This is a genomic window from Streptomyces sp. PH9007 (assembly GCF_059813725.1).
Window position 1 is genome coordinate 3,739,195 of the sequence record NZ_CM187440.1, and the last position, 22,773, is coordinate 3,761,967.

At 69.6% G+C, this 22,773-nt stretch carries 24 protein-coding genes and 2 CRISPR repeat arrays (1 of these 26 only partly in view); of the genes, 8 read left to right on the forward strand and 16 right to left on the reverse strand.

Annotated features, from left to right (window positions below):
* Window positions 1–59: 59 nt before the first annotated feature.
* The 3 genes from ACTFAP_RS17190 to ACTFAP_RS17200 all read right to left on the reverse strand — a co-directional run bounded on the left by ACTFAP_RS17190 (window position 60) and on the right by ACTFAP_RS17200 (window position 1,795).
* Complete coding sequence (locus ACTFAP_RS17190; protein ID WP_495681387.1) at window positions 60–296, reverse strand: chaplin family protein; 237 nt, start codon at window positions 294–296, stop codon at window positions 60–62.
* A 140-nt stretch (window positions 297–436) separates the two neighbouring features.
* On the reverse strand, window positions 437–805 hold the full coding sequence (locus tag ACTFAP_RS17195; RefSeq protein WP_495681388.1) for a hypothetical protein: 369 nt from the start codon (window positions 803–805) through the stop codon (window positions 437–439).
* A gap of 183 nt (window positions 806–988) precedes the next feature.
* Window positions 989–1,795, reverse strand: a complete 807-nt coding sequence (locus ACTFAP_RS17200; protein WP_500466769.1) for a class I SAM-dependent methyltransferase — start codon at window positions 1,793–1,795, stop codon at window positions 989–991.
* Window positions 1,796–2,041: 246 nt separating this feature from the next.
* Between ACTFAP_RS17200 and ACTFAP_RS17205 the strand changes: the two genes are divergently transcribed.
* Window positions 2,042–3,028: an ArsR/SmtB family transcription factor gene (locus tag ACTFAP_RS17205; RefSeq protein WP_495681390.1), complete on the forward strand. Its 987-nt coding sequence runs from the start codon at window positions 2,042–2,044 to the stop codon at window positions 3,026–3,028.
* A 278-nt stretch (window positions 3,029–3,306) separates the two neighbouring features.
* Here the strand turns inward: ACTFAP_RS17205 and ACTFAP_RS17210 are convergent, their stop codons facing one another.
* Window positions 3,307–4,065 (reverse strand): TetR/AcrR family transcriptional regulator, encoded by a 759-nt coding sequence (locus ACTFAP_RS17210; RefSeq protein ID WP_390123037.1) that lies wholly within the window; start codon window positions 4,063–4,065, stop codon window positions 3,307–3,309.
* 106 nt (window positions 4,066–4,171) lie between these two features.
* On the opposite strand from ACTFAP_RS17210, the gene ACTFAP_RS17215 reads away from it, so the two are divergent.
* Both ACTFAP_RS17215 and ACTFAP_RS17220 read left to right on the forward strand, forming a co-directional pair.
* Complete coding sequence (locus ACTFAP_RS17215; RefSeq protein WP_500466770.1) at window positions 4,172–5,716, forward strand: MFS transporter; 1,545 nt, start codon at window positions 4,172–4,174, stop codon at window positions 5,714–5,716.
* 144 nt (window positions 5,717–5,860) lie between these two features.
* Entirely contained in the window at window positions 5,861–7,789 is a 1,929-nt protein-coding gene (locus ACTFAP_RS17220) for a GTP-binding protein (RefSeq protein ID WP_500466771.1), read from the forward strand.
* On the opposite strand, the gene ACTFAP_RS17225 is transcribed toward ACTFAP_RS17220, so the two are convergent.
* Genes ACTFAP_RS17225 through ACTFAP_RS17235 form a run of 3 tightly spaced genes read right to left on the reverse strand, consistent with a single transcriptional unit; the run spans window position 7,779 to window position 8,952 of the window.
* Window positions 7,779–8,309: a GNAT family N-acetyltransferase gene (locus ACTFAP_RS17225; protein WP_500466772.1), complete on the reverse strand. Its 531-nt coding sequence runs from the start codon at window positions 8,307–8,309 to the stop codon at window positions 7,779–7,781. The two genes, ACTFAP_RS17220 and ACTFAP_RS17225, sit on opposite strands and share 11 nt — an antisense overlap.
* A 2-nt stretch (window positions 8,310–8,311) precedes the next feature.
* A complete protein-coding gene (locus ACTFAP_RS17230) occupies window positions 8,312–8,545 on the reverse strand; it encodes a hypothetical protein (RefSeq protein ID WP_500466773.1) in 234 nt (77 codons plus the stop codon).
* The gene (locus tag ACTFAP_RS17235; protein WP_500466774.1) at window positions 8,545–8,952 is read right to left on the reverse strand and encodes an ATP-binding protein; all 408 of its coding nucleotides are present in this window, start codon (window positions 8,950–8,952) and stop codon (window positions 8,545–8,547) included. Before ACTFAP_RS17235 ends, ACTFAP_RS17230 begins: the two co-directional genes overlap by 1 nt.
* Before the next feature lie 155 nt (window positions 8,953–9,107).
* Between ACTFAP_RS17235 and ACTFAP_RS17240 the strand changes: the two genes are divergently transcribed.
* The 4 genes from ACTFAP_RS17240 to ACTFAP_RS17255 all read left to right on the forward strand — a co-directional run bounded on the left by ACTFAP_RS17240 (window position 9,108) and on the right by ACTFAP_RS17255 (window position 11,331).
* Entirely contained in the window at window positions 9,108–9,959 is an 852-nt protein-coding gene (locus tag ACTFAP_RS17240; protein ID WP_390123025.1) for a helix-turn-helix domain-containing protein, read from the forward strand.
* A gap of 11 nt (window positions 9,960–9,970) precedes the next feature.
* A complete protein-coding gene (locus ACTFAP_RS17245) occupies window positions 9,971–10,165 on the forward strand; it encodes a DUF397 domain-containing protein (RefSeq protein ID WP_495681396.1) in 195 nt (64 codons plus the stop codon).
* 138 nt (window positions 10,166–10,303) lie between these two features.
* Window positions 10,304–10,687 (forward strand): VOC family protein, encoded by a 384-nt coding sequence (locus ACTFAP_RS17250; RefSeq protein WP_495681397.1) that lies wholly within the window; start codon window positions 10,304–10,306, stop codon window positions 10,685–10,687.
* Between the two features lie 110 nt (window positions 10,688–10,797).
* On the forward strand, window positions 10,798–11,331 hold the full coding sequence (locus tag ACTFAP_RS17255) for a GNAT family N-acetyltransferase (RefSeq protein WP_500466775.1): 534 nt from the start codon (window positions 10,798–10,800) through the stop codon (window positions 11,329–11,331).
* Window positions 11,332–11,485: 154 nt separating this feature from the next.
* Here the strand turns inward: ACTFAP_RS17255 and ACTFAP_RS17260 are convergent, their stop codons facing one another.
* A complete protein-coding gene (locus tag ACTFAP_RS17260) occupies window positions 11,486–12,052 on the reverse strand; it encodes a TetR/AcrR family transcriptional regulator (protein WP_500466776.1) in 567 nt (188 codons plus the stop codon).
* A gap of 102 nt (window positions 12,053–12,154) precedes the next feature.
* On the opposite strand from ACTFAP_RS17260, the gene ACTFAP_RS17265 reads away from it, so the two are divergent.
* The gene (locus tag ACTFAP_RS17265; RefSeq protein WP_500466777.1) at window positions 12,155–13,048 is read left to right on the forward strand and encodes an NmrA family NAD(P)-binding protein; all 894 of its coding nucleotides are present in this window, start codon (window positions 12,155–12,157) and stop codon (window positions 13,046–13,048) included.
* A gap of 67 nt (window positions 13,049–13,115) precedes the next feature.
* Window positions 13,116–14,074: a CRISPR direct-repeat array (repeat unit 30 nt; unit sequence GTTGTGACCCCCGGTGGGGGTGATGAGGAC).
* A 112-nt stretch (window positions 14,075–14,186) separates the two neighbouring features.
* On the opposite strand, the gene cas2 is transcribed toward ACTFAP_RS17265, so the two are convergent.
* From cas2 to ACTFAP_RS17305, 8 genes are read right to left on the reverse strand one after another with little or no spacing between them, the layout of a single operon-like run.
* On the reverse strand, window positions 14,187–14,450 hold the full coding sequence (gene cas2, locus ACTFAP_RS17270; protein WP_500466778.1) for a CRISPR-associated endonuclease Cas2: 264 nt from the start codon (window positions 14,448–14,450) through the stop codon (window positions 14,187–14,189).
* Between the two features lie 6 nt (window positions 14,451–14,456).
* A complete protein-coding gene (gene cas1 / locus ACTFAP_RS17275) occupies window positions 14,457–15,437 on the reverse strand; it encodes a CRISPR-associated endonuclease Cas1 (RefSeq protein ID WP_500466779.1) in 981 nt (326 codons plus the stop codon).
* A 1-nt stretch (window position 15,438) separates the two neighbouring features.
* Window positions 15,439–15,936: a CRISPR-associated protein Cas4 gene (locus ACTFAP_RS17280; RefSeq protein WP_375879875.1), complete on the reverse strand. Its 498-nt coding sequence runs from the start codon at window positions 15,934–15,936 to the stop codon at window positions 15,439–15,441.
* The gene (gene cas3 / locus ACTFAP_RS17285; protein ID WP_500466780.1) at window positions 15,933–18,338 is read right to left on the reverse strand and encodes a CRISPR-associated helicase Cas3'; all 2,406 of its coding nucleotides are present in this window, start codon (window positions 18,336–18,338) and stop codon (window positions 15,933–15,935) included. The genes ACTFAP_RS17280 and cas3 overlap by 4 nt, the downstream gene beginning before the upstream one ends.
* A 1-nt stretch (window position 18,339) precedes the next feature.
* Window positions 18,340–19,023, reverse strand: a complete 684-nt coding sequence (gene cas5 / locus ACTFAP_RS17290) for a CRISPR-associated protein Cas5 (RefSeq protein WP_500466781.1) — start codon at window positions 19,021–19,023, stop codon at window positions 18,340–18,342.
* The gene (gene cas7i, locus ACTFAP_RS17295) at window positions 19,020–20,045 is read right to left on the reverse strand and encodes a type I-B CRISPR-associated protein Cas7/Cst2/DevR (protein WP_500466782.1); all 1,026 of its coding nucleotides are present in this window, start codon (window positions 20,043–20,045) and stop codon (window positions 19,020–19,022) included. The genes cas5 and cas7i overlap by 4 nt, the downstream gene beginning before the upstream one ends.
* Complete coding sequence (locus tag ACTFAP_RS17300; RefSeq protein ID WP_500466783.1) at window positions 20,042–21,511, reverse strand: hypothetical protein; 1,470 nt, start codon at window positions 21,509–21,511, stop codon at window positions 20,042–20,044. The genes cas7i and ACTFAP_RS17300 overlap by 4 nt, the downstream gene beginning before the upstream one ends.
* Window positions 21,508–22,239, reverse strand: a complete 732-nt coding sequence (locus ACTFAP_RS17305; RefSeq protein WP_500466784.1) for a CRISPR-associated endoribonuclease Cas6 — start codon at window positions 22,237–22,239, stop codon at window positions 21,508–21,510. Before ACTFAP_RS17305 ends, ACTFAP_RS17300 begins: the two co-directional genes overlap by 4 nt.
* Before the next feature lie 491 nt (window positions 22,240–22,730).
* Window positions 22,731–22,773: a CRISPR direct-repeat array (repeat unit 30 nt); it runs 1,388 nt beyond the window's last position.

A 22,773-nucleotide genomic window follows, 5' to 3' on the forward strand; every position in this document is an offset into this window, starting at 1 on the left:
GCACGAACGGCCGCCCGCACCCCTGAGGGTGCGGGCGGCCGCATGCGTGGGGCAGAACGTCAGTCGATGACGCAGACGTTGCCGATCGCCGGGTTCAGGAACCCGATGATGTTGACCGTGTTGCCACAGACGTTCAGGCCCAGCTCGATCGGGATCTGGACGACGTTGCCGGACAGCACGCCCGGGGAGTGGGAGGCGACGCCGAAGGCCTCGGCGTCGGCGGAGGCGACACCGGCGGAACCGAGGACGCCGGCCGCCGCCAGGGCGGTGGCGGCGATGGTGGTACGAATGCGCATGTTCTCTCCAGTACGGAAAACGGATGGAGCGACGCGGAGCGTCAGAACCGATCAGACCGCCCGGAACGGACTTTTCCCCGCATTCACCTAATCGAGGGCGCGCCTGTCCCCGTCCCCCGGTCGGAGCGTGGGTCAGGGGCTCAGCACTTGGTGGAGATCCCGCCCGTCTCGTTCCCCTTCAGCAGGCCGCCCCAGATGTAGTTGCCGTCCGAGAGCTTCACCCACTTGTTGTGGCTGATCCCGTTCGCGTCCACCGTTCCGCCGGTCAGCCAGCACACGCCCATGAGCTGCTGATTCGCCGTGACGGTGTAGGCGATGTTGTAGCTGGTGGAGGCGCCCTTGCGGACGTTGCCCTGGATCCAGGTCGTGATGTTGCCGGTGGCCGTCGTGGCCGCCGCGGGGGCGGCCTGCGCGCTCTGCGGCGCGGCGACGGCGGGCCCGGCGGAGGCGCCCGCGAGGAGAAGACCGGCGGCGACCGCCATCAGGACCTTCGAACAGCTGTTGCGCATGTGCTCACTGCTTTCTTCCGCTGTGGAAGCCGTCCCCCGTGTCGGGCGGCACAGCGGAAGACGTGCCCACCCGGGCCCGTCACATACCCCCACGACCCCTACCGACCTCATACGAAAGCAAAGGAAAGGTACAGGGAGAATGTCTGACCACTTACCCGCCCTTTCTCTCCGCCGGTCCCTGGGCTACCCGGACCGCAGGACGAAGAACAGGAAGGACAGGAAGCGCGGCATGGCCGCGATGGCCTCGGGAAACCGTTCGTGGGCGGCGGGATCAGGATCCGGCTCGCTGATGACCTCGATCCGGAAACCGGCCCCGGTGAACGCCTCGATCGTCGCGTGCAGCGGCCTGTGCCAGCGGCTCACCAGGGCGCTCTGGCCGCCTATGGTCCACTCCGTGGTCCAGTTGGTGGTGTCGAAGTAGTCGCATTCGGCCTCCCGGCCGACTTCGCGGTGCATGAGGTTGACCGCGAAGGGATGGTCGACGGAAGCGATCAGCCGACCACCGGGCTTGAGTACGCGCCGCAGCTCGGCCAGAGCGGGCCCCCAGTCCTCCAGGTAGTGCAGCACCAGGGACGCGACGACATCGTCGAACGTGTCATCAGGGTAAGGAAGCGGGCCACCCAGGTCCGTCACGCGCAGGTCCGCACCGTCGCCGAGCCGCCGCCGGGCCAGCTCCAGCATCTCGGCGCTCGAATCGAAGCCACTCACCAGGGCGCCACGGTCGCGCAGCGCGGCGAACAGCAGCCCCGATCCGCAGCCGGCGTCGAGGATCCGCCGCCCGGCCACGTCTCCGGCGAGGGCCAGCATCGCTGGACGCTCGTAGTAGGCATTCACCAGATTGGTTTCGTTCACGGCCGCGTATGCCTCGGCGAAGCTGTTGTAGTCATTGACCTTCGGCGAATCCACACCCACCGCGGACGGCGAGACCAGCCTGACGGACATCACAAGCTCCCGGCGCTCGCTGTTGTCCTTCGCGAATTCATCGATCATGCGGCATGAACCTTTCATGGGCTGTTCGTGGTCTGAAGATCCCGTACGTGATCCGCGACGGCCGGCAGAGCCGAGGCTCAGGACTCCTTGCACAAGGAACTCGTGGGAAGGACTCTCTGTCGGAGAGACGTGGGGTGGAGGCGCGGTGTTCGCCCTGCGCGCCCAGCCTCGCCGTGCTCCCACGCCACTCACCAATGATTCGTCGCTGGACGAATCGGAACAGACATCCCTCGGTAGCATGGCGCGGTGCTCCGCTTCGAAGTCTCCGTCGAGGACCTGCTGCGCAGCCGCTTCGCGCTGTCGCCCGCGCTGGACCTCTGCCTCTTGCTGCGCTCACTCGCCGGCCAGGACAGACCGCTCCCGCGAGCCTGGGCCACCCGGCTCCTCCCGGCCTTCGAACGGCTTCGCCGCGAGAGCGAACTGGACGCCGCCCTCGCCCTGCACAACCCGCGATCCGGACCGACCTTCGTCGCCCCGCCCCCTCGCGGCCTCAACCAGACCTGGGCAGATGACCTGGCCACGATCCGGGCCACACCGCTGGAGGTGGCCCGCCACGAAATCGCCACCCACGCGACCGGCCCGTCCGCCCGTGATCCCCGCGTACGCGCGGTACTGGACTCGACGGACGCCGTCTCCAGGATCGCCGAGGCGATGGACCGGGCCTGGCACGAGCTGCTCGCCGCGGACTGGCCGCAACTGCGCGCGATCTGTGAGCGCGACGTCGTGCACCGGGTGGGTGTGATCGGTGAACACGGATGGGTCACGACCATCGAGAGCCTGCACCCGAGCATCACCTGGCAAGCCGGCGGTATCGAGATCGGCCACTTCTCCCAAGTCGAACCGGTCCGCCTCGCCGGCGACGGACTCCTGCTGATCCCTTCGGTCTTCGTCGCGAATATCGCCGCCCACCTTTCGGACCCCTGGCCCTGGCCCAGGACCCTGGTCTACCGTGCCCGCGGCACCGCCGCCCTGTGGGGCGGACAGGAGACCGTCCCCCGGCCGGACACGCTGACCGCTCTGATCGGCCGGTCCCGAGCCCGGCTGCTGTTGGCGCTGGACGCCCCGGCCAGTACCAGCCACCTCGCCCGAAGCCTCGCCATGACAACCGGCGCGGTAGGAGACCACCTCGCCATCCTGCGAGGCGCGGGACTGCTCGTCCGCGCCCGGTCCGGACGGTCGGTGCTCTACCGGCGCACCCCGCTCGGCGAGGCACTGGTAGGCGGTACGGGCTGAGGGATCGGATCAGCACTGCTTGTGAGGCGCCGCCGGCAGACGATCGCGCGGCCGGGAGTGAGGCACGCCTGGTGGATGCCGGCGCGGACATCCCAGCGGATACGCGGCCGGCTTCCACCGGGCCGCGCTCAGCGAGCCGCAGCCCGATCCGGCCGCCCGCCGGCTGTTCCCCGGAGAGTTCGAGGAGTTCCAGGAGCTGTCGACCGGAATGGCCTTCCTCTTCTTCCTCACCGAGGTGCCCACGGCCCCGCGCTGATCGATGCCGTGTCCGGCCGCGCTCACGGGCCTCCGGGCGGGGCTTCCCGGCGGGCGGCGATCAGGGTTTCGATGCCGTCCAGCAGCAGACGCAGGCCGAAGGGGAACGGGTCGCCGGAGTACGGGGCGCCGCCGGCCAGGATCGCGGTGCGCAGGGCGGGGTAGGCGGAGAAGTCGACCAGCTCCCGCAGTCCCGCGTTGCGGTCGGCCACGTCGTACGCCTGCGCCTGCGTCTCCGCCGGTTCCTCGATCTCCGCCCGCAGCAGGCCCAGGCCCCGGCTGTACGCGTCCAGCGACTCGATCGCGGCCAGCTTCTCCGGCTCCGTCAGCCCGGTGTCCTCGAAGATCCGCAGCATGGAGTCGAGCCAGCGCAGCTGGTTGGGTCCTGGCACCCGGTCGGCGCCGTGCAGGTGCAGGGTCCAGGGGTGGCGGCGGATCGCCTCCCAGTCGTCCAGCGCCCACGCCTCCAGCTTCGCCCGCCAGTCGCCGGGCCACTCGTGCGGGAGTGTCGGGCCGAGGGCGACCGCGTCCAGCATGAGCGCCTCCAGCTCCGCCTTGCCGCGCAGATAGGTGTACAGCGAGGCCGTCCCCACGCCCACCTCGGCCGCGACCCGCCGCATGGACAGCGCGGCCAGGCCCTCCGCCTCGGCCACCTCGATGGCGGCGGCCACGATCTGGTCCAGCGTCAGCCCGCGCTCGGGCCCGCGCGCGCCGCGCGGCGCGGTGGCGGGGTCGTTCCAGAGCAGCCCGAGGATGCGCCGCTGGTTGTCCTTCGCACTCATCTCGACGCTCAGGCTATCGTTCGGCGTAATATCGTCGAACGATGTTCGGCGTATCCCGTGGGGACGGGACGGGACGAGGACGCGACAGGGGGCGGGGACGGCAGCCATGACCACCGACACCGGAGCGGAGGCGGCGGACCACCTGCGCGGACCCCGCCGCGAACGCCTCACTCTGCTCGCCGCCACCCTCACCAGCGGACCCGCCGAACTCCTCGACTTCCTCCTGCCCCTGTGGGCCGGCGCCGCCCTCGGCCTCGGCGCCACCGAGGTCGGCATCCTGCTCGCCGTCGAGATGCTGTTCTCACTCGCCGCCCGCCCGGTCGCCGGCATCCTCGCCGACACCCGCGACCGCCGCCGCGTCGCCGCCACCGGCGCCCTGCTGTACGCCGCCTCGGCCACCGGCTACGCCCTCGCCACCGGACCCGCCCCCGCCTACCTCGCCGCCGCGCTCGGCGGCATCGGCGGCGCCCTGCTGTGGGTCGCGGTGCGGGCCATCATCAGCGAACGCCTCGCCGCCGACTCCGCCGTCTTCCCCCGCCTGTTCTCCGCCCAGGAGACCGGCTCCTGGGTCGCCTTCGTGACCGGCTTCGCCCTGCTCGTCCGGATCGACTACACCGGCGTCTTCCTGCTGTGCGCGGCGGCCTGCGTCACGGCGGCCGTCCTGCTGCTGCGCGCCCCGGGCGGCTCGCCGTCCGCCCCTGGCGAGACGGACGCGGCTCGCGGCGGCATCCGGGCCGTCAGCCGCCGGCTGCGCCCCATGCTGCTGGCCGTCGCGCTCACCATGACCGCCGAGGCCGCTCTGTCGCTGCTCCTGCTGTTCCTGCTCCAGCGCGAGTTCGGGCTGGACGTCATGAGCATCGCCTTCGTCTTCCTTCCCGGCGCCATCGCCATGAGCCTGGCCGCCGAACGCATGCACCGGTACGTGGTGCGGTTCGGCCGCGCCCGCGTCCTCATGGCCGCCTCGCTGTCCGGAACGGCCTTCGCCACCGGCCTGGCCTGGGCCCCCACCCCGTACGTCATCGCCGCCCTGTGGATCCTCAGCGGCCTGTCCTGGGCCGCCGTCATGCCCATCCAGCAGGCGGTGATCGCCGAGGCGTCGGGGGCGCGCGTCGGACGCGGCATGGGGGTCTACGAGTCGGCCGGGCTGTTCGGCGCCCTGCTCGGCGCGCTCGCGGCCGGCGTGCTGTACGAGCGGGCCAGCTGGACGGCCTGCTGTCTCGTCGCGGCGGCGATCCTGCTGTCCGGGGCGGTGATCTCCCCGGCCGCCGTGCGCCGCATGGGCGTCGCGGACACCCCGCCACCCGCGCCCGCGCCCGTACCGCAGCCCGCGCCCGTACCGGCACCGGACGCCGCACCCGAGCCGGAGCGGGACGGGGAGCCCGAGCCGACACCCGCCCCCAAACCGCCGCCCTCCGCCCGCGCCCTGGGCGGCCACCTCGCCCTGTTCACCGCCGCCCAGCTCGTCCTCCTCGCCCTCGGCCTGTCCTGGATCCAGGACCTGTTCACCGAGGATCTGCTCACCACCCTCAACGGCGGCACTCCGGGCGACGGCGCGGCCGGCTGGATCTACGGCGCGGGCAAGATCTGGACGTACATCGTGCTCGTCGACCTGCTCTGGACCGGCGTCAGGCTGCTCCGCGCCCGCCCCTAAACCGGTTGCCCGCCCGGCGGGCGTCTGCTGCACTTCTGCACCGGCACATCAACCCCTCACCGCGCGAGGAGACCACCATGAGGACAACGCGTACGCCCCCGCAGCTCATCACCGCCTACACGGAGGACATGACGCTCAGTGCGTATGGTGAACCTGGGAATCCTCGCCCATGTTGACGCCGGAAAGACCAGCCTGACCGAGCGGCTGCTGTACGCCGCCGGAGTCATCGACGCGATCGGCAGCGTCGACGACGGCAATACCCAGACCGACTCGATGTCCCTCGAACGGCAGCGCGGCATCACCATCAGATCCGCGGTCGTCGCCTTCGCCCTCGACGAGGACACCACGGTCAACCTCATCGACACCCCCGGACACCCGGACTTCATCGCCGAGGTGGAACGGGTCCTCGGCGTGCTCGACGGCGCGGTGCTCGTCGTCTCCGCCGTGGAGGGGGTCCAGGCGCAGACCCGCGTCCTGATGCGCACCCTGCGCCGGCTGGGCATCCCCACCCTCGTCTTCATCAACAAGACCGACCGTGCAGGCGCCCGGCCGCAAGCCGTCCTGGAGGAGTTGCGCACCCGCCTCACCCCGGCCGTCGTCGCGCCCACCGCACCGGACGACGAACTGGCCGAGCTCCTCGCCGAGCGGGACGACGACCTCCTCGCCGCCTACCTCGACGCGGACGGGCCCCTCCCGCGCGCCCGGCTGCACGCCGCACTCGCCGCCCAGACCGGCCGCGCCCTCGTCCACCCGGTGTACCAGGGCTCGGCCATCACGGGGGAGGGCACGGACGCGCTGATCAGCGGCATCCGCGCGTTCCTCCCGGCGAGCGCGGGCGACCCCGCGGCACCCGTCTCCGGCCGGGTCTTCAAGGTCGAACGCGGCCCGGCGGGGGAACGGATCGCGTACGCCCGGCTGTTCGCGGGCACCCTGGCCGTCCGGGACCGGCTGCCCGGCGGCCCGGAGGAGAAGGTGACGGCGATCGGCGTCTTCGACCGGGAACGCGGCACGGATGTCCGCCGCGCGTCCGTGACGGCTGGGCAGATCGCGAAGCTCTGGGGCCTGAGCGGGGTACGGGTCGGCGACCCCATCGGCACTGTCCCGGCGGGCGCCGCCGGCGGCCACTTCCCGGCCCCCACCCTGGAGACGGTGGTGGAGCCGTGCCGCCCCGGAGACAAGGGCACCCTGCACGCCGCACTCGCCCAGCTCGCCGAACAGGACCCGCTGATCAACCTGCGCCAGGACGACCTGCGCCGCGAGATCGCCGTGTCGCTGTACGGGGAGGTGCAGAAGGAGGTCATCCAGGCCACCCTGGCGCACGAGTACGGGGTGGCGGCGACCTTCCGCGAGACGACCACGATTCACGTGGAACGGCTGACGGGAACGGGTGAGGCCGTCGAGTTCAACAAGAAGGACGGCAACCCGTTCCTGGCCACGGTCGGCCTGCGCGTGGAACCCGCGCCGGTCGGCAGCGGTATGACGTACCGGCTCGGCGTCGAACTCGGCTCCATGCCCTACGCCTTCATGGCGGCGGTGGAGGACACCGTACGGTCCACCCTGCGGGAGGGCCTGTACGGCTGGGAGATCCCCGACGTGGTCGTCACCCTGACACACTCCGGGTACTCCCCGCGCCAGAGCCACGCGCACGCGATCTTCGACAAGAGCATGTCGAGTACGGGCGCGGACTTCCGGCACCTCACCCCGCTGGTGCTGATGGCGGCGCTGCGCCGGGCCGGAACACGGGTGCACGAGCCGATGCACCGCTTCCGCCTGGACCTGCCGGCCGACACGCTCGGCCCCGTCATGTCGGCCTTGGCCCGGCTGCGAGCGGTGCCGGACACCCCGCGCACGCAGCACACCGGATGCGTGCTGGAGGGCGCGATCCCGGCGGCGGCCGTGCACCGCCTGGAACAGCAACTCCCCGGACTGACCCGGGGCGAGGCGTCCCTGGAGGCGGACTTCGACCACCACCGGCCCGTCCAGGGGCCGCCACCGCGCCGGGAGCGCACGGACCACAACCCGCTCAACAGGAAGGACTATCTGCTGGCGGTGGTCCGCAGGGTCACGGCGTAGCGGCGGTGGGCCGTGCCGTGGCGCTCACGTCGACCCACCAGTCGTGGGAGGTCTCCCAGTGCCCCTTCGGGTACTCCAGGGTCACCTCCCCGGCGAGCCGGAACCCCGCCTTGCGGCACACGGCGTTGGACGCGCCGTTGGCCACACGCGGGTAGGCGTGCAGCGTGCGGTGCGGCCCCCCGGCGGCCCGGACCACCTCGACGACGGCCCGGGCCGCCGCCGCTGCCAGCCCCCGCCCCTGGAACTCGGGCAGCACCGCCCAGCCCGTCTCCCACTCGGCCTCGCCGTCGTCCCTGTGGTGCTCCCAGTAACCGATGGTTCCGACGGTCTCCCCGGTCGCCGCCAGCTCCACCCGGAACACCTGCCCGGTGTCCAGCGCGAGGTACCGCCGATGCCGGTCGGCCAGCTTCTCCGCGCTCTCCGGACCACCCAGATCGGCGGTCATCTCCGGGGTGTTGCACGCCTCCAGCACCCAGAAGTCCCCGTCGCCCCACCGCACCAGCCGTACCTCTTCGCTCATGGTCAGGACCCTACGACCGGGGTCTGACAATCCGGGTTCCCGTCCTCGGCCAGCACGCCGACCCGGACCGGGTAGAGCCAGCAGCGGCAGGTGTACACGGTCCCCGGCCGGTCCAGCGGCGGCGGCAGACAGCCGCGCGGCGGGCGGGGCGTCACGGCTACGGCGATGCCGACGGCGCCGACCGTCCCGCCGAGGAGGGTGGCGAGACCGATCAGCCCCAGCGTCGCGTCCTGCATCAGGCGTCCCGCAGCTCGAACCACACCGACTTGCCGACCGGCTCCGGGTACCCGAGCTGCGTCACGCCCCAGGACCAGGCCAGCAACTCCACGAGCGACAGCCCGCGTCCGCACTCCTCCTCGCCCCCGGGCAGCGCCCGGCGCAGGGAGATCCCCCGGGGCGACGCGTCGTGCACGGCGACCAGTACCTGCCCCGGCCGGATGGTGGTCTCGACGGCGACGACGGAGGTGGCGGTGTGCTCGTAGACGTTGGTCACCACCTCACTGACCAGCAGCCGCGCGGTATCGGCGAGCCCCAGCAGCCGGTTGCCCAGCAGGACGTACGCGACATGGTCGCGGGCGAGCCGCGGCGTATCGGGCGCGTTGGGCGCGGTGAGGCGGTACGAGCGGATGGCGGGCAGCGTCATGTTCCCTCCCGGGGAAGCGTGTTCGCCGAGTCACTGTCCGCCACCATAGAGTGTCGTGACTCATATGTGAATCGGGCATCGAATCATGTGTGATTCGCGAGTTGAACTATGAGATAGTCCGCGCAACAGCGCGTCCGAGCGAGGGGAGCACGGGGATGCCAGCGAGGTCGGCGCCAACAGCCAGGCAGCGCAGGCTGGGGACCGAAATGCGCAGGCTGCGGCAGGCGGCGGGGCTCAGCGTGGCGGACGCCGCGCTCAAGCTCGGGTGGGATCGGACCCGCATCAGCAACATCGAGGCAGGGCGAACCGGCCTCAGCCACGACAGCGTGAGTTCACTCGCAGGTGTGTATCAGTGCGCGGATCGCGCCTACGTCGACGCTCTCGGGATGATGGCCGAGGAGCGTGGCAAGGGATGGTGGGAGGAGTTCCGGGGGAAGTTCGACGCCGCCCTGCTGGACCTCGTGGAACTGGAGCAGCGCGCAGTCCACCTGCGCGGCACGCAGGTGACCCATCTGCCCGGACTGCTGCAGACCGAGTCCTACGCGAGGGCTGTGCTGTCCACGGACATCCCGGCACCGGACCCAACGGATCTGCGCCGCAAGGTGTCGTTCCGGATGCGCCGCCGCGATGTCCTCGACAAGGAAGACGCGCCGCAGTGCACGCTGCTCATTCATGAGGCGGCTCTGCGCCTGGGATTCGGCGGGCCGGCGGTCATGCGCGAGCAGTTGACCTGCATCCTGGAATCCTCGGACCGGGAGAATGTCACCATCCGCGCTCTGCCCTTCTCCCTCGGCGGTCTGCCGGGTATTGGAGCATCGATCACCTACGTGTCGGGCGCGGTGTCGCAGTTGGACACGGTGCACTTCGACACACCCACCGGCGTCCAGTTCCTCGATGCGCCAACGGCCACCCACAAGTACCGCAGCATGCTGGATAGAATCCAAGAGCTGTCTCTACCTGTGGAAAAGACACGGGACTTTGTCCGCGAAATCAGGAAACAACTCTGAGAGTGTGGAAGATGTCGGATATTCCATGGCAGAAATCCTCCTACTCGACGCAGGGTGACAATGACTGCATAGAGTTGGGGCGTTACAGTGGCGCGCTGCTCCTTCGGGAGAGCGACGAACCCGATGTGGTCTCGGCGGCTGACTCCCTGCGTGTTCAGGCGCTGCTTCTGGCGGTCAAGCACGGGACGTTCGGCCGGCTGGGCTGAGACCGACACACTTCCTGGGCCTCCACTCCAAGAGATGGGGGGCCGTTCTCATGCCGTACGGAACCCGTGCGAACCCCGCCGTACCGTCCGGGAAAACACCGTCGCGTGAGGCAGCCTCCCCTCCTTACACTCCCGGCCATGGCATGCCGCATCAGTGAACTGGTTCTCGATGTCGCGGACCCGGAACGCCTCGCCGTGTTCTGGAGCGAGGTCCTTGGGTACGTCGAACTCGGCCGCGAGGACGACGGAAGCATCGAGATCGGGCCGCCCGGCACCGGCTTCGGCGGGCCGCAGCCCACCCTCGTCCTCAGCCCCACCACCGACCCACGGCCGCAGAGACTCCGACTGCACCTCGACGTCAGCGCCACCGACCGCGACCAGGACGCCGAGCTGGAACGCCTGCTCGCCCTCGGCGCCCGGCACGCCGACGTCGGACAGACCGGCGAGGAGAGCTGGCACGTACTGTCCGACCCTGAGGGGAACGTCTTCTGCCTGCTGCGCAAGCGAATCCAGCCCGTGTGATCCCCCGGCCTCCCGGCCCGTGCCGGGAGGCCGACGTGTGCCGTGCGTACAGTTGCCGGACGGCGCCCCTGGTGGGCGACAGCGGGAACCGGCAAGGGGGTGCTGCGGGCATGGTGAAGCAGTGGGTGAGGCTCGAACTCGACGTGACCGGCTTCGAGTCCGAGCGGTTCGCGCCGTACGTGGAGCGGTGCCTGGGGGCCGGCATCCGTCTGGTCACGCTGGACGCGTTGGGCGACACGACGCGGAACCGGCGGGCGCTCTACGCACTCAACAAGGAGTGCGCCGCCGACATCCCGGAGCGCGGGGAGTTCTACACGTACGACGCGTACGTACGGCAGCGGATCGAGGTTCCCTCGTACGACCCTCGCGGGGTGGTGATCGCGCTGGACGGCGACGGTGGATGGATCGGGATGTCGGCGACCTCGGATCACCGGTCGTCCGGGTTCGTGTTCAATGAGATGACCGGCGTCCGGTCGGCCTTCCGGGGGAGAGGCATCTCCCTCGCGATGAAGACCTTCGGCATCGGCTTCGCCGCGCGGTGCGGCGTGGACCGGATCCGGACCGTCCACCATCCGGCGAACACCGCCGCCATCGAGATGAACCGGCGCCTCGGTTACGTCGACGCCCCCGAACGGGACGGCTGACCGGAGCCCGGCTAGGTCGGCGCGAGTTCAACGGGATGGTATCGACCGCCGGTTGCAGCCCGCGCACCCTCCCGCTGCCTGTCGCCACAGACCGGGGGCGCGTGCGGCACTTTCGGCGCCCTCGGCACGCACCCGGAGGTAACGCCCCCGTCCCTCAGCCGGCCCCGAGCAGCAGTCCCCCCAACGCCAGACGAAGCAGGCGGTGAGCGGTTTCCGGGTCGCCGTCGGAGGCCAGGGAGAGGGCGTTGGCCAGGGTGATGAGATCCAGTGGCGTCACGTCGTCGCGCAGCACCCCCGCCTCCGCCGCGTCCGCGACCAGCCGCGCCGCCGCGTCCTGGAGCAGACCGTGGCAGCTGTCCTCGACGGCGATGCCGCCGTTGGGGTCCGCCATGAGGGCAGCGGCCACCCCGCGCGTGGTCGAGGTGTAGGTGGTCAGCTCGTCGAGCCAGGTGGTGATCGCGTCGCGGGGGGACTGCGTGTCGGCCAGTTCCTGAGCGCGGCGGCTCAGGCGTTCCACGCCCTCGTGGAAGACCGCGTTGAGCAGTGCCTGCCGGGATGGGAAGTGCCGGTGCAGGGTCGCCGATCCGACGCCGGCGCGGCGTGCGATCGCTTCGAGGGACGCCTGTGCGCCCTCCTGTTCGATGACGGCCTCAGCCGCTTCGAGCAGCCGCGCGCGGTTGCGGCGGCTGTCCGCGCGGCGTGCCGGGCCTGCGGTGTTCATCGTTGCGCCCCGCCCTTCACTAGACAAACGGAGGGGTGCCCCATATTTTAGTGGACATCAAACGGGGGGACCCTCCGTTTTCGATATCCACTGGAGACACCCATGTCCGATTCACCTTTTGTGCTGGTCACAGGCGCCACCGGGAAGCAGGGAGGGGCGACCGCCCGCGCCCTGCTGAGCGCCGGAACGGCGGTGCACGCCTTCGTCCGTGACCCCGACGCCCCACGGGCGCGGGCACTCGCCGCCGAAGGCGCCACCCTCGTGACCGGCGACCTCGACGACCCCGCCTCCCTGGTGGCGGCGCTCGACGGCGCCCGGGGCGTGTTCTCCGTCCAGCTGCCCGACATGGCCGATCTCACCGGCGACCTCGAAGTCCGCCACGCCCGCACCATCGCCACCGCCGCCCGGAAGGCCGGCGTCGAGCAGATCGTGCACACCTCGGTCTCCGGCACGGGCACCCGCGGAACGATCGACGCGGAACGCTGGGGCGCCGCCTTCGCGCACTACTGGCGCAGCAAGGAGGCCGCCGAGCAGGAGATGCGGAACGCGGAGACGCGGTACCTCACCATCCTGCGCCCCAGCACGTTCATGGAGAACTTCGTCCAGCCGTCCTTCTACTACGCCCAGAACGACCCGGACCAGCTCCTGGTCGTCACCGACCCCGACTCGCCGCAGCCGTTCATCGCGGTGGCCGACATCGGCGCGGCGGCGGCAGCTGCCTTCGCCGAGCCGGAGCGGTTCCACGGCGTGGTACTGGAGTACGCCGGTGAGCTGCTGACCTTCCGCCAGGCCGCCGCCACCCTCTCCGAGGTCCTCGGCCGGCCGATCACCCTGCCCGCCGGCATCCCGGAGGCACGGGCCGCCGGCCTCCACGAGGCCTTCATCGCCTCCCAGGAGTACGTGGGCCTCCACCCCGCCCCCGCCGACCCCGACGCGGCCCGCACCCTCGGCCTCCCCACCACCCCCTTCGCAACCTGGGCCCGCATCACCCTGTGACCACCGGGCACGACGACCCTCTCCCCGGGCCCCCATGCCGGGCAACTTCGCCCGCGTCCACGTCACGGTTGTGACCCCCGGTGGGGATGATGAGGACGGCACACCGAGTGCCGAGCCTGCGGCCGGGCCCGCACGTTGTGACCCTCGGTGGGGGTGATGAGGACCGACGTCCCCGCGGTCACCCCGCTTTCCTGGCAGTTGTTGTGACCCCCGGTGGGGGTGATGAGGACGCGGTCAAGCAGCACGCGGAGACCGCCTGGATCGCCGCGTTGTGACCCCCGGTGGGGGTGATGAGGTCTGCGCTGGCCGGAGTTCGGGTTCGGGCTGCGCCCCGTGTTGTGACCCCCGGTGGGGGTGATGAGGACGCCGTGGACCGCGCGCACCACTGCTGGCACCAGGTCAAGTTGTGACCCCCGGTGGGGGTGCTGAGGACTGATGTGCGTTCCCTCACACACCTGCTACACAAGATGTTGTGACCCCCGGTGGGGGTGATGAGGACATCCGCGCAGCATCGCGCGCACTTCGGGACATGCGAGTTGTGACCCCCGGTGGGGGTGATGAGGACGACCCCGATGCCCGACTGCACCTGTCACCGGCACGGGTTGTGACCCCCGGTGGGGGTGATGAGGACCGGGTCATGGACGCACGTGCGGCGCATCCGCTGGTAGTTGTGACCCCCGGTGGGGGTGATGAGGACTCGAGGCCGCGCGCCTCGCTTCGATCGCCGCCCAGTTGTGACCCCCGGTGGGGGTGATGAGGACTACGTCACCAGCGGCCACCAGGTCCTCACCCTCACGTTGTGACCCCCGGTGGGGGTGATGAGGACGTGCCCACGCCATGGCCGCCGCCGTCCTCTCCGACCCGTTGTGACCCCCGGTGGGGGTGATGAGGACTCCTTGGCCCGGTCGCGGGGGACGAGCAGGGCGGCGGGTTGTGACCCCCGGTGGGGGTGATGAGGACGGCCCTCGGCGCCCGCGCCTTCACCGCCGACCACGGGTTGTGACCCCCGGTGGGGGTGATGAGGACCGCACTGTGAAGGTGCAGGTCGTGGTGGGGTTGCTGGCTGTGGTCCGGGGTGGTTTTGCAGCGAGTCGGCGGTTGTGTTGATGGGCCGGGCGTGTCGCTGAAATACGCGGGGTCACAGGACGGTGGTGGGCGTGGGTTTGGTGGCGCCCCATTCGAGGCGGACAGGGGTGGCTCCGGGCGGGAAAGTGTAGACGAGGACCTGGTCGTAGCTGAGGTCCAAGAGGTCCTCGACGGCCTTCTGGAAGCGGCGCAGCTGCGCTTCGGTGAGCTGGCCCTCGAAGACGCTGCGTTGCACGTGGTGAAGGTACTTCCGGCAGGTTCGCAGGATGCGGGGGTTGCGTTTGGCAGCTGTGTCGTAGACGACGATGACGTGCATCGCAGGTCACCACCAGATCCGGAAGGGTTTGTAGGGGGTGCCCTCCAGACAGCGGCGGGTGAGGGCCAGGGCGTCGAAGTAGAGGAGTTCGTCGTAGGCGACCGGCCTGCCGAGGGCGCGGTGGCTGACGGTGGTGGCGAGTTCGTCGCGCACCGTCTGGACGACGAGTTTGCGCCCGGCGTCGCTGAGCATGGCCTGGTTGGTGTCGCGGTCGAAGTGGTGGGTCTTGAGCTGGTTGCGGCGAGCCATGCGCAGCAGGAGACGCTCGGCGAACAGCGGTTTGAACATCTCGGCCAGGTCCAGGACGAGGGAGTGCCGTTGACGTTCCATGCTGCTGTGGAGGAACGCGATGCCGCTGTGCAGCGGGGTGAGGCGCACCGCGCTGAGGGTGCGGGCGTAGATGATGCCGTTGACGTAGCTGATGAACGCGTTGCCGGCGTTCTTCGGTGGGCGCCTGCTGCGGCCGTCCAGCTGGAGCCAGTCCGGGAGTTTGGTGTCGATGACCTGCCAGGCGGAGCGGCGGAAGGTGCCTTCGGCGCTCATCAGCTGTCCGGTGGTGCCGGCCTCCTTGATGGAGTTCTGGAGCACGGTGTACGGGCGGTCGAGAAGTTTGCGGTCCACGACGCGCCGTACGTTGAACGCGCAGGCGTCGACGATGGCGCGGGCGACGCCCATGGCCTCCGGGGCGTTCTGGGCGAGCCGAGCCTGGGCGAGGACGGTCTCCCCGGAGGTGCTGACCTCCGAGGTGAGCAGCGAGCCGGCGTAGTCCCCGTAGTAGCTGAGCAGGTGGACGTTGATGCGGTGCCGGTTCAGCAGCGCGGTCACCGAGGTGTTGATGTCGGTGTCCGCGCAGGCCACGATGTCCCGTACATCGGTGACCGGGATGTGGACCTTGTCCCCTGCCTCGCGTTCGATGACCAGCGACTCGTCCTTGCGCCGGATCCGGCAGGGGCTGGTCAGCCAGTAGGTACGGCTGGCGACGGGCATGTCACTCCATCCAGCAGTAGTCGGTGAAACTGCATCCCCGGCAGCGACTGCGTGCCAGGCGCTCGGGCGAGGAAGGGGCGGCCGTCACATCCAGTACCGCCTGGATGTCGGCCTCGGCCTGGACGGCCGCCTCACCGGTATAGGGCAGTCGCTCCGTCCGGCGCGTGGCCGGGTAGTGCAGGATCGCGCCCTGCGCCTCCACTCCGAGCCGGTGCAACTGATGGCAGTAGTGGAGGCCCTGGGCTCGGTCTCCCGCAGTGGGACGGGAGGACGACTTCACCTCGTGCACCCACTGCTGTCCGTCAACGAAGTCCAGCTTCGCGGCGCCGAGGTCCACCGGGCTGTTCCGGGTGTAGGTGCTGTCGTGAACGGCTTCGCCGAGTTGGACGGTGGCGCTGAGGTGCTCGGGGCGTACGCCCCGGACGTAGAGCCACAACTGTCTCGGGCAGTGGTACAGGTACTTGATGTGGACACCGCCGACATCCTCGGAGCGGATCACAGCACCTCACCCAGCTGATACGAGGACGCGAAGTTGCCGGTGACCTGGGTGAGCCCGTACTCAGGGTCGTACGCTCCGTCGATGATCCGGACCCGGAGCTTCTTGTCGTACCGGGGGAGCTTTCCCGCCCAGGCCGGCAGGGGGATGAGGTAGTCGTCGGCGAGCAGCAGGCCCGCCGGGCCGTCAGCTTCTTGGAGCGCCGTCGCATAGGCGTCCTGGTCGGTGCTCAGAATCGCTTCGGTGCCCTGGAACATCTCGTCGAAGGAATCGGCGAGGGCGCTGCGGTCGTCGAACGGATAGTGGAAGGTGAGGAATCGCTGCTCGAAGTCGACGATGGCGCGGCGGACGTGCTCGTCCCACACGTTTCCCCACGCGGAGGCGTAGATGGTGTCGAGCCAGTGCCTCGCATCGTCCTCGTCGACGGCCAGCCCACTGTTCCGGGTGAGGATGTCCCAGCCCTGGGCCACCGGTTCGCGTTCGTAGATCCCGTCGGCGAATTCGCCGGTCTCACCACGACGCGTGGTCCAGTTGGGCTGGTGGACGACGACATCCGCAGGTGGCCGGGCGGCGATCCGGTTGACGCGGCCGAAGCGCTGAAGGAGGGCTTCCAGCGGGGCGGCGGCGGTGAACAGCGCATCGAAGTCGACGTCCAGCGACACCTCGACGACCTGCGTCGCGACCAGCAACCCGGGACGCCGTGCCGAGCGGGTGCCGAATCGCTTCCCGATCTCCTTCTCGCGCTCCATGCGGTGGCCGCGACGGAAACGGGAGTGCAGGAGGAACGCCGCCTCTGGTCCGTGCCGTTCCCGCACACCCGGTGCCAGCTCCTCGTAGAGGCAGATGGCCTGCGCCACGTTGTTGGCGACCACGAGCACGCTCTCGTCCCGGTCAATCCGGGTACGGATTTCCTCCACCGTCGCCGGGTCGGAGAGGTGGTGCTCCCGGACGGCGAGCCGGTGTCGCTTCGCCGAGGAGGGGGTTGCCGCGTTCACGGTGGCGCCCGAGACGTTCAGCGTCTCGGTGAACACGGTCTCCAGCCGTTCGGGGAGAGTGGCGGACAGGACCGCCACCCGTCCCCCGAGCCGTTTCCACAGCCGGGCACTGGCCAGGATGAATCCGAGCCGTTGCGGGTCGTAGGCATGGAGCTCGTCGAGGATGAATACCGAGTTCACCGAGTCCAGCAGCACCCCGGAGTAGGCGGGGCCGGCCAGCGCCGCGCGCAGCAATTGATAGGGAGTGCCGACCCGGACGGACTCGCGGAACAGACGGGTCGCTTCTGCCCGAGCCACCGCCTTGGCGGCGGCAGCCGCGCGATCTCCATCGCCGGGCGCCTCGCCGTCCTGGGACTCGATCCCCCGGGCAAGATGGTACGAAGCGGCCCGGGAGTGGGAGACACCCACGGAGTCCTTCGCGTCCAGAAGTGTGGTGAGCCGATCGGCCATGGTGTTGATTGAGGACAGGTACGGCAACGTGTAGAAAACTCTCGGGACTCCGCCACACGTCTCCGCCAGATCGGTGACCTGCGTGGCTGCCCACAGGAGGGCGGCTTCGGTTTTGCCGCTGCCGGTGGGGGATCGCAGCAGCAGATCACCTTCACGGTTGGCGGCGGCCCGCTGGTGCCGATGGATACTTCCGCCCATCGCCGCAAGGTGTGTCTCGATTCGGTGCGGGAGTTCTGCCCCCAGGGGTTGGTGGGCGAGCAGTTCGCCGTGGGCGGAGGAGAGCCGGTCGGCCGTTGTGACTGCACCCTGGAGCAGTACGGCGGTCAGCCCGACATCGCCGGCCACCTTGGGTTCCCACTGGTCGAGGACCGTGTTGAGCACGTCCCGGGACTGCGTCAACAGAACCGGGGTGCTGACGTCCGTGGAGTCAGTGGTGCCACGGACCGGCAGCCCATGTTCGGCGCTGGTCCGCCGAAGCCATCGCAGCAGCGCCGGAACGGCGGGATCGGGAATCGGGCCGAGCCGCTGTACCAGTTCCGCCACGTCGCTGGGTCCGTAGAGGGCGGTCAGGTTCCGGCCGTCGTCGCCGGTCAGGGCCCGGTGGTGGGTGGCCACGGCCGTGGCCACCCAAAGGAGAAGCTCCGGATCCTCGATGAGCCAGGGCAGGAAGCCCAGCGACAACACCTCGTGACGTTCGCCCCAGCGCCGGGTGCGTTCGTACGCCATGTCCTGGAACCCGTCCGGAATCTTGCCCGCGTCGTGGGCGAGGCCGGCCAGCGCGGCGGCGGGCCAGAAGAGAGCACCGAGTACGGGCTCCACCACCGCTACCCGACCGACCCTCCGCTCCACCGCACCGTTCGCCAGGAGGGTGTCGAGCAGGTGGGAGGTGAGCAGTTCGGCGCGACGGCCGCGCTGCGGGCTCTTGGCCCTGATCTTCGCCAGGAGTTCCTCATCGCACATGTCAGCTCCCCTTCGTGCGCGGGGACACGAGAGTCGCTGGATGCGGTGATGCCAAGGGGACGAGCGCCTGGCCGTCGGTGGTGGAGCGGCTTCCCGGGACGATGTCTGGGCAGCGTCCGGTGGGATCGAAGCGGTACGAGCCCCAGCGCGTCTCCGTGTTGCCGGGGGTTACGGCTGTTGCCAGCCGCAGCCGCTGTGAGGCATAGGTCTGGGTACGTTCTTCCGGCACCAGAGCGCTGCCCACAGCTCCGGGCTCTGGCAGCACCGGCACCTCGGCCACGTCGATGCCGACCAGGTCCTGGCTGCGCCCCAGCCGTAGCCCCCAGCGTGGCCGCCTCATCCGCTGCCGCCAGAGACCGATGTCGTCGAACAACCAGATGCGCAGAGTCACATCGGCGAGGAATTCCCGATGACGGGGCGCCGGAGAGGTGGCGCTTCCCGACCGGTCGAGCGGGTGGTACGTCTCAAGGTCTGTGCCCCGACCGCGCGCCTGGAAGCACATGGCGAAGGACAGTTCCGGGTGTACCTGGTCCCAGCCGCCGGCGGCGGCTGCCAACAGCCCGCCGACTGTGGTGGGCGGCGGGCAGGGCAGGGTCACCTGGACGCCCCGGTACATCGGGTCACGGAACGAGACGACCGGGGCGGTGACCGTTACCCGAAGGGCCGTGTCGCTATTGGTGCTCACGCGGGCCGGTCCTCGAACCATCCGTCGTGCTTGCCCTCTTCGACCTCGTCGGCCAGGCGCCGCAGCAGAACCCGCGGATGATCGATGACGACCTGTCCCTTGGCGATGAGGTCTGCCAGGTCATGGCTCACCGACTTCTGCTGATCGCCCAGGAACCCGGGTGCCCAGCCGATCCTCACCGGTCCATCGAGCTCGTCCTCCCATGCCTTGATCTCCTGCGCCAGCACGTCCGGATCGAAGACGGGCTTGCCCTCCCGTGCCCCGAGAACCCGGGTGAAGGGATTGACCCCGCCCTTCATCGGAGCGAGCACAAGGAGGGCCGGAGTACGGTCCCCGTAGTGCAGGGACCGCTTGGCGCCTCCGCGCAGTGCGGCGAGCGCCTGGAACAGGACGGCTACCCGGCGCCGGCGTTCCGGCAGGGCCAGCCGTACGGCTGACACGCCCCGGAAGGTGATCTCTTCGGCCCCGGCAGTGACGGCCTCCTTCGCGATGGCCTCGCTGATCGAGATCCGCAGCCCGCTGCCGTCCGTCTCGAACACTCCGACCCTCGGCAGATCCAGCAGCAGATCCCCGGCGAGCACGGCGCTGTACAGCTCGTGCTGGTGAATGACGGGGTTCTCACCGGCGCCGAAGCCCCGGCTCATGGTGCCGAAGTCGGTCGTCGGCCGCTGCGGGACGACCGACACGAGCGTGCCGGTCGCCAGCACGGTGTCGCGCTGGTAGTTCTGCTTCTTCACCGCCACCATGTAGCCGAACAGGTCATCGTCCAGGAACTGATCGGGCCGTCCTGCCGTGTACGCCTGCTGGTTGGACCCCGACCCGCTGCGTGTCACCCCGGAGCGGGGCTCATCGGTGGGCAGCGAGTCGCGCAGCCACCGGCGGAACGCCTGGGCGGACACGTACGGGTGGACATCCCGCCCCACCTTCAGCCGCTTCACGGTGCCGGTGTTGTCGACGCCCTCTCCGTTGTTCGGGGCGCCGGCCACGACCTCTTCAACGATCTTTCCCACCAGAAAGCTCATCGCTCGTCCTCCTCATCGTCATCGTTCTCACGGTTGATCCACTTCTTGTCGTCCTCGCGCAGCTTCGCGATCTCCGCCTCCGCTGTCTCGGATTCGTCCTTCGCCGTCCACTTGAGGCGGGCGAGCTCCTCGACCACGCCTGCCAGCAGAAGGTCACGGTGGAACCACCAGGCGTTGTCCTGCGACGGATCGAACAGCAGCGCCATCACGTGCTCACTGACCAGCGGACCCTCGAATGGGGTCTCCTTCCGGCCCACCAAGGCCACATCCCTGCTCAGCAGCCAGCTGCGCAGTTGACGCGAGTTGCTCAAATGGTTCCGGAACGCTTTGAGCGGGCCGCGTGATGCCTCGGGATTGAGCACTGCGGCGATCCTTTTCGCGGTCTCCCGGATTTCGGACCTATCCTTTTCATTCATCAGCAACACCTCGTGTGCGAAGGAGAAGATCAGTACTGCCACGGCCGTCAGTTCGGCGTGATCGGGATCCGAAGCCAGCAGCGACGAGGCCATGAAGCCCGTGCCCCGTCCGACGATCCGCTCGGGGTTCCGGAACGCGTTGCGCGCCAGAGAGACAACGCCGGATGTGTTGGCGGTGGCGTGCGCCCGGACCAGCGCGGTGAAGCCCACTCTCAGATCAGCGAACCGGCAGGTCTTGCGCAGCCATTCGGCCAACGGCTGGTCCAGACGGTGCCGCTCCAGCAACTGCCCACGGTTGTTGTTGTTGAAGACCAGCAGCTCCACCCCGTCGGTCAGCCGCTCGCCGTAATTCCGCAGCGCCCGCAGCGCGACCACCTCACGGCTCCATCCGCCCGGCTTCGGAGCCGTGCCGTTGAGGGCGATCTTGAGGTTCCGCTCCGCCCTTTTTCCCACGCTGGCGGCGAGAAAGCCGTCGTCCCAGCTGTGCAGCGCGATGGACGGTCCGCCCGTCAGCTGACACCCGTACGGCAGCGCGTAGAAGGCGCACAGGCAGGGCCAGCACAGGGCGGTGCCGTCATGGCCGCGCGGGGCGGTGTTCCGGTACGCCTCGCTCTCCGCCAGGGCCATGTCCCGCTTGCCGAAGAAGCCCACGGCCACTCGTCCGCACAGGGCACAGCCGGCGTCCGGCCAGCTGTCCGACGCGGGAATCCGCAGCCAGGACCGCACGCCTTCCTGAACATCGTCGTCGGTCTTCGGCTCCCCGCTCGGCCCCTTGCCCTTGCGTCGACCTGGATGGTTCATCGGCGCGTTGGGGAAGTACGACAGGCTCACCTTCTGCCAGAAGCCGTCCGCAGCCTTGCTCTCCCGCACCGAGGCACGCACCGCATCAGTCCGGACCACGTCCATCGCCGGCAGCAGATCCTCAGCGGAGAACTCACCGAGGCGCTTCCGGCCGGCGAGGGCGATGAGAGCGAACGCGCCCACGCGCTGCAACGGATGAGGAGTGAGTACCAAGCGGGACTGCTCCACAGCGGGATCGGGAGTGGTCATGACCGCACCCATCCGAAACCCGCCGCGTTGGCCTGGCCCAGCCCCCAGCTCCACAACGCTCTCAGTGTCTCGGGAGCGCCCGAGATCTCCACCTCCACCGGCGCTCCGGGCTTCGCACCGTTGCCCACCCGGAATGATCGCTGGGCACCGACCCACAGCACCGACTCCAACTCCACCGAGTCGTCCAACCCCAGAGTCCTGGCCTTGCGTGCGAGATTCCCCCGGAAGAACTGGGCCCACAGCGGAGCGCGCGGCATCAGCCACCCCTCACGCGAAGTCCGCTCGCCCTCCGCCGGAAGGTGCTTGGAGCCCTTCACCAGCACGGGCGTCTCGGTCCGCAACCGGACCCGTCCCGACGAACAATCCGGAGGAGGCACCACCTCGATCCCCGTCAACCGCAGCGCCACCCCACCCCAGTCGATGACCTCCCGAGCCGCGAAGCCGCGTCCCAGCGCCTCCGCGACCTCGGGCACGGGACTGCCGAACTCCACCACCCCGTGCCCGCCTGCCGCGTATCTGCCGCGTGTTCGTCTGGCGCCGGGGAAGACCGGGCTGCTGTGACCGAAGGGCACCATGCCGTAGAGCCCGAGACCCTTCTCATGGAACTGCCGCCCCAGCTCAGGGGCGTACCGAGCCAGCACGTCGTAGACAAGGCCGCGCCCCGGCATGAGAACGCTCTCCCAGGGAATCTCGCGAGCGGACGTCTGCACCGCCAAGCGAACCCGCATGAATTACCCCCACCATTCGCACAGCCATCAGAAAGCTCATCAGACAACCGATCTGATGGCGGCAGAGCCTATGGGTGGCCACTGACAATCCGGCCGATGTCGTCTTCGGCTGTCTGAGCGGATGCTTATAATCTGCGCCGTCGCGGACAGATGATCTTGCAGTGTTGCAAGATCATCGATTCGGACGGCTGATGACTTGGCTATCCGTGCTGGTCAAATCCTGGGGGAGTAGGAAGGTGTTCTGGGTCGGGCTGTTCACTGGTGAGCCAGAAGGCATCCGGGATGCGTTGGCAACTGAGTGGGTGCGCGCTGGAATTCACCCAATCGAGTGAATATTCGCCCGGGTCGCAAACTGGGCGAGAGGCCCGCCTTGGTGCAGTAGGCGTTGATTGCTCCGCTGCTGGCAAACAGCCTTGGCGCCGCCATGCGTCGCGTGCCCTGGCAGCAGGACGGGAGGTCCCCGCTCACACATCTGGGGCCGCCCCGCCTGTCTAGCGGCCCCCGGTGGGGGCGATGAGGACACTGGCAGGTGGC